This is a genomic window from Mesorhizobium sp. WSM4844, from assembly GCF_055811775.1.
In genome coordinates, this window is the sequence record NZ_JBVVQB010000121.1 from 1 (window position 1) to 3652 (window position 3652).

The following is a 3652-nucleotide window of genomic DNA, read 5'->3' on the forward strand; positions in this document are numbered from 1 at the left end:
GTCCGATCGACGAGCACCTCATGCCGCGATCTACGTTCACCACGATGAAGGAAGATGATCGGCTTGGCCTTGGTGTGGGCAGTGACGTCGCCGCCTGGCTGAGCGAAGTAAAGCAGGTGCTGGACTTCAATCTGAAGCGCCTGGCCTATCGCGCTCGCGCTGGTAAGCTCGAGGGTGTTCGTCTCGAAGCGGGAACGCTGATCGTGACGCCGACCGTCGGCGACGTTCCTGCGGCAGCCGAAGAACTGAACGCAGAGATCAGCGAGATGTATCCGCTGGTCGAAGTTCCTGATCTCCTGAGGGAAGTGCATGATTGGACGGGCTTTGCCGATCACTTCACACATGTCCGCACAGGCGACGCCCCACGGAATGTCTCTGCCATGCTGGCCGGCATCCTGGCCGATGCAACCAATCTCGGTCCGAAGCGGATGGCCGGCGCCTCCAAGGGCATCAGCGCCCATCAGATTGGCTGGATGCGCACCTTTCATGCCCGATCAGAAACCTATCGCGCCGCTCAGGCCTGCATTACCGACGCACATACCGGTCACCCACATTCCCATCTGTGGGGCAACGGAACGACCGCGTCGTCCGACGGACAGTTCTTCCGTGCGAGCGACCGAGCGGCAAAACGCGGTGACGTCACTCTGCACTATGGCAGCGAACCGGGATCGAAATTCTACAGCCACCTGTCGGATCAGTACGGCTATTTCAGTATCTTGCCCATCAGCCCCACTGAAAGCGAAGCGGCCTACGTGCTCGATGGCCTGTTTGACCAGGATACGATCCTGGATATCCAGGAGCATTTTACTGACACTGGCGGCGCGAGCGATCACGTCTTCGGGCTGTTCGAACTTATCGGCAAACGCTTCGCGCCGCGGCTACGCAACCTCAAAGATCGCAAGTTCCACACATTCGAGAAAGGCGACGGCTACCCGGCGCTGACGAACCACATCGGCGCACCGATCAACACCGCGTTGATCCTTGACCATTGGGATGACCTGCTACATCTGGCAGCGTCGATCACCACGCGCGCCGTCGTCCCCTCGACGATCCTGAAGAAGCTCTCGGCGTCTCCGAAGGAAAGCCAGTTGGCCAAGGCGCTGCGGGAACTCGGCCGGATCGAGCGATCACTGTTCATGATCGAATGGTATTCGAGCCCGGCCTTGCGCCGACGGTGCCAAGCCGGCCTCAACAAGGGTGAGGCAGCGCATAAGCTCAAGCGCGCGGTGTTCTTCCACGAGCGCGGAGAAATCCGTGACCGGTCATTCGAGAGCCAGGCATTCCGCGCTTCCGGTCTCAATCTCGTCGTCAGCGCCATCGTCCATTGGAACACCGTCTATCTTGACCGCGCAGCCACGCACCTTCGCATGGCGGATCGGACTATCTCGAATGACCTGCTCAAACACGTCTCGCCGCTCAGTTGGGAACACATCAACCTCACAGGCATCTACACCTGGGATTCTGAGCACCAGATGCCCGAAGGCTTCAGATCGCTTCGCTTGCCAGCGCCAATCCGACGGGCGGCATGATGTTCATGCTCCGTTCGACCTTAGCGTACGATTTTGAGCAGCTCTTGTTCTGACCCCTTGATGTCCGGGCGGCCCTTGAGGCCCTTCAGCCGGGCGATCTCCTCGCGCTGCTCAATGACCGTCCAGCTCAGATCAGCCACACGGCCCATCAGTTCCACAACCAGAGCCTTCAGCTCGGCGTTCGACAGCGACTCAATATCCCCAGGTGGCGGCATCCCAAAAGCGGATCCCAATTCACCGCGCTTGGGAACCCGTCTTCAACTCCCCGATTCAATCTGTCGCACCAACAAAAACAAAGAAACCGCCCGGGCTTTTGCTCCTGTTACCAGCAGAGGTGTTCCCCGATGCAAACAGAGTGTAGCGCGGAACGGTTTGATTTTGGAGCTGTTGAAAAGCGCGCCATTGTGGCCGGCTTTGACGGTGGGACGATCACTTCAGATGCCGGCGCGCTTCTGCTGGGGCTAACGGACCGGGCGATTGGACTGGTCGGCCGCTTTGCCTGTTGCTTCGTGGATGCCCGCAATCGGGACTTGATCGAGCATGAGGTGAAGACGCTGGTGGGCCAGCGGGTATTGGCGCAGGCGCTCGGCTATGAAGACCTGAACGATCATGACGAATTGCGCCATGATCCGGCGGCGATCGAAGCGCTGTTCGTCGAGCTGTTCGTGGGCGCGCACGCTGCCGCGCCCGAGGAGATCGTGCTGGATCTGGACGCCACCGATGATCCCCTGCACGGCAGCCAGGAGGGGCGCTTCTTCCACGGCTATTACGGCAACTACTGCTACCTGCCGCTCTACATCTTCTGTGGCGATCACCTGTTGTGTGCCAAGCTGCGGCCCGCCAACATCGATGCTGCCGCCGGCGCGGTTCAGGAGGTCGAGCGTATCGTGCGCCAGCTGCGCGAGCGCTGGCCCAAGGTTCGCATCGTGCTGCGCGCCGATTCCGGCTTCGCTCGCGAGGAACTGATGGCCTGGTGCGAGAGCAATGCCGTCGACTACCTGTTGGGCCTGGCCCGCAATGTCCGGCTGGTCCGGCACATCGGGGCTGAGCTGGAGGAGCCCAGGGCAGAGAGCAGCCTCACCGGCTGGCCGGCGCGCCGCTTCAAGGACTTCCTTTTGACCAAGGCCAAGAGCTGGAGCTGTCGGCGCAGGGTCGTGGCCAAGGCCGAGTGGACACAAGGTGAGGCCAACCCGCGCTTTGTCGTCACCTCGCTGGATGCCGAGGCCTGGCCGGCACAGAGCCTCTATGAGGACCTCTACTGCGCCCGCGGCGAGATGGAGAACCGTATCAAGGAATGCCAGCTCGACCTGTTCGCCGACCGCACCTCGGCGGCCACCATGCGCGCCAACCAGCTCAGGCTCTGGTTCGCCTCAATGGCCTATGTGCTGATCTGCGCGCTGCGCCGCATCGGCCTGGCCAACACCCGCTTCGCCAGGGCAAGCTGCGCCACCATCCGCCTCAGGCTGTTCAAGATCGGCGCCCTGGTCAGCATCTCGGTGCGCCGCATCAAGCTGGCCATGAACTCGGCCTGCCCCTTCCAGCGCGAGTGGGCCCTGACCTACGCCCGACTATCGGCAGCCGCCGCCTGAGCGCCCCGATCCAACCCTCACCTCAGCAACAAGCAACATCGCCCAACTACAACAACCGCTCCGCGCGGCCGACAGTCCTTGCCCGCAACTCATGCGCTCGCAAATCGCCGCCGACACACCTACGCCGCAACAGGGCTGTGAGATATCCGGGCTAGCTGTGACACTGTCGCATCGGCCGCATTGAGCGGACGATGATGAGGACGATCGAGCTGTGCCGCTGCGCCGCAGGCCTGTCACGGTTGAGAGGCCTGCGGCGAGAATTGCTTTAGCTACAGAGCCTGCCGCAACCGGAGTTTGGCCGAAGTTGTTGGCGCGGCGACCCGTGATTGGCAGGCCGTGCGGCGCGCGAACTTTGCCGGAGCGCTTCATGATGGGCTGGTTTCGAACCTATCATGCTGTTTTTTGCGCCTACTCGATAGCTAGCAAGTACGGCCGCGCTCCGTTATAACAGACAATTTGCGGATTCCGACGTGAAGCCGGCCGCCATTCCGATCAAAGACCGGCCACCGTTCCGATTTGAAGCCGGCCACCATT

General features: G+C 61.6%; 3 protein-coding genes. 2 read left to right on the forward strand and 1 reads right to left on the reverse strand.

All coding sequences use genetic code 11. The features are described 5' to 3' along the window. On the forward strand, window positions 1-1529 hold a 1529-nt coding region (locus AC0L2A_RS35910; RefSeq protein ID WP_473612911.1), incomplete at its 5' end, for a Tn3 family transposase. A 20-nt stretch (window positions 1530-1549) separates the two neighbouring features. On the opposite strand, the gene AC0L2A_RS35915 is transcribed toward AC0L2A_RS35910, so the two are convergent. After that, complete coding sequence (locus tag AC0L2A_RS35915) at window positions 1550-1744, reverse strand: hypothetical protein (RefSeq protein WP_473612912.1); 195 nt, start codon at window positions 1742-1744, stop codon at window positions 1550-1552. A gap of 129 nt (window positions 1745-1873) precedes the next feature. Here AC0L2A_RS35915 and AC0L2A_RS35920 point away from each other — a divergent pair, with 129 nt between their 5' ends. Next, window positions 1874-3118 carry an IS1380 family transposase gene (locus AC0L2A_RS35920; RefSeq protein WP_473612913.1) on the forward strand — a complete coding sequence of 415 codons (1245 nt, stop codon included), beginning with the start codon at window positions 1874-1876 and terminating at the stop codon, window positions 3116-3118. Window positions 3119-3652 lie beyond the last annotated feature (534 nt).

What these genes read in the sequence shown, in the direction of transcription:
- AC0L2A_RS35915 (WP_473612912.1), bottom strand. Translation starts at nt 1,744, where the DNA reads ATGCCGCCACCTGGGGATATTGAGTCGCTGTCGAACGCCGAGCTGAAG.
- AC0L2A_RS35920 (WP_473612913.1), top strand. Translation starts at nt 1,874, where the DNA reads ATGCAAACAGAGTGTAGCGCGGAACGGTTTGATTTTGGAGCTGTTGAA.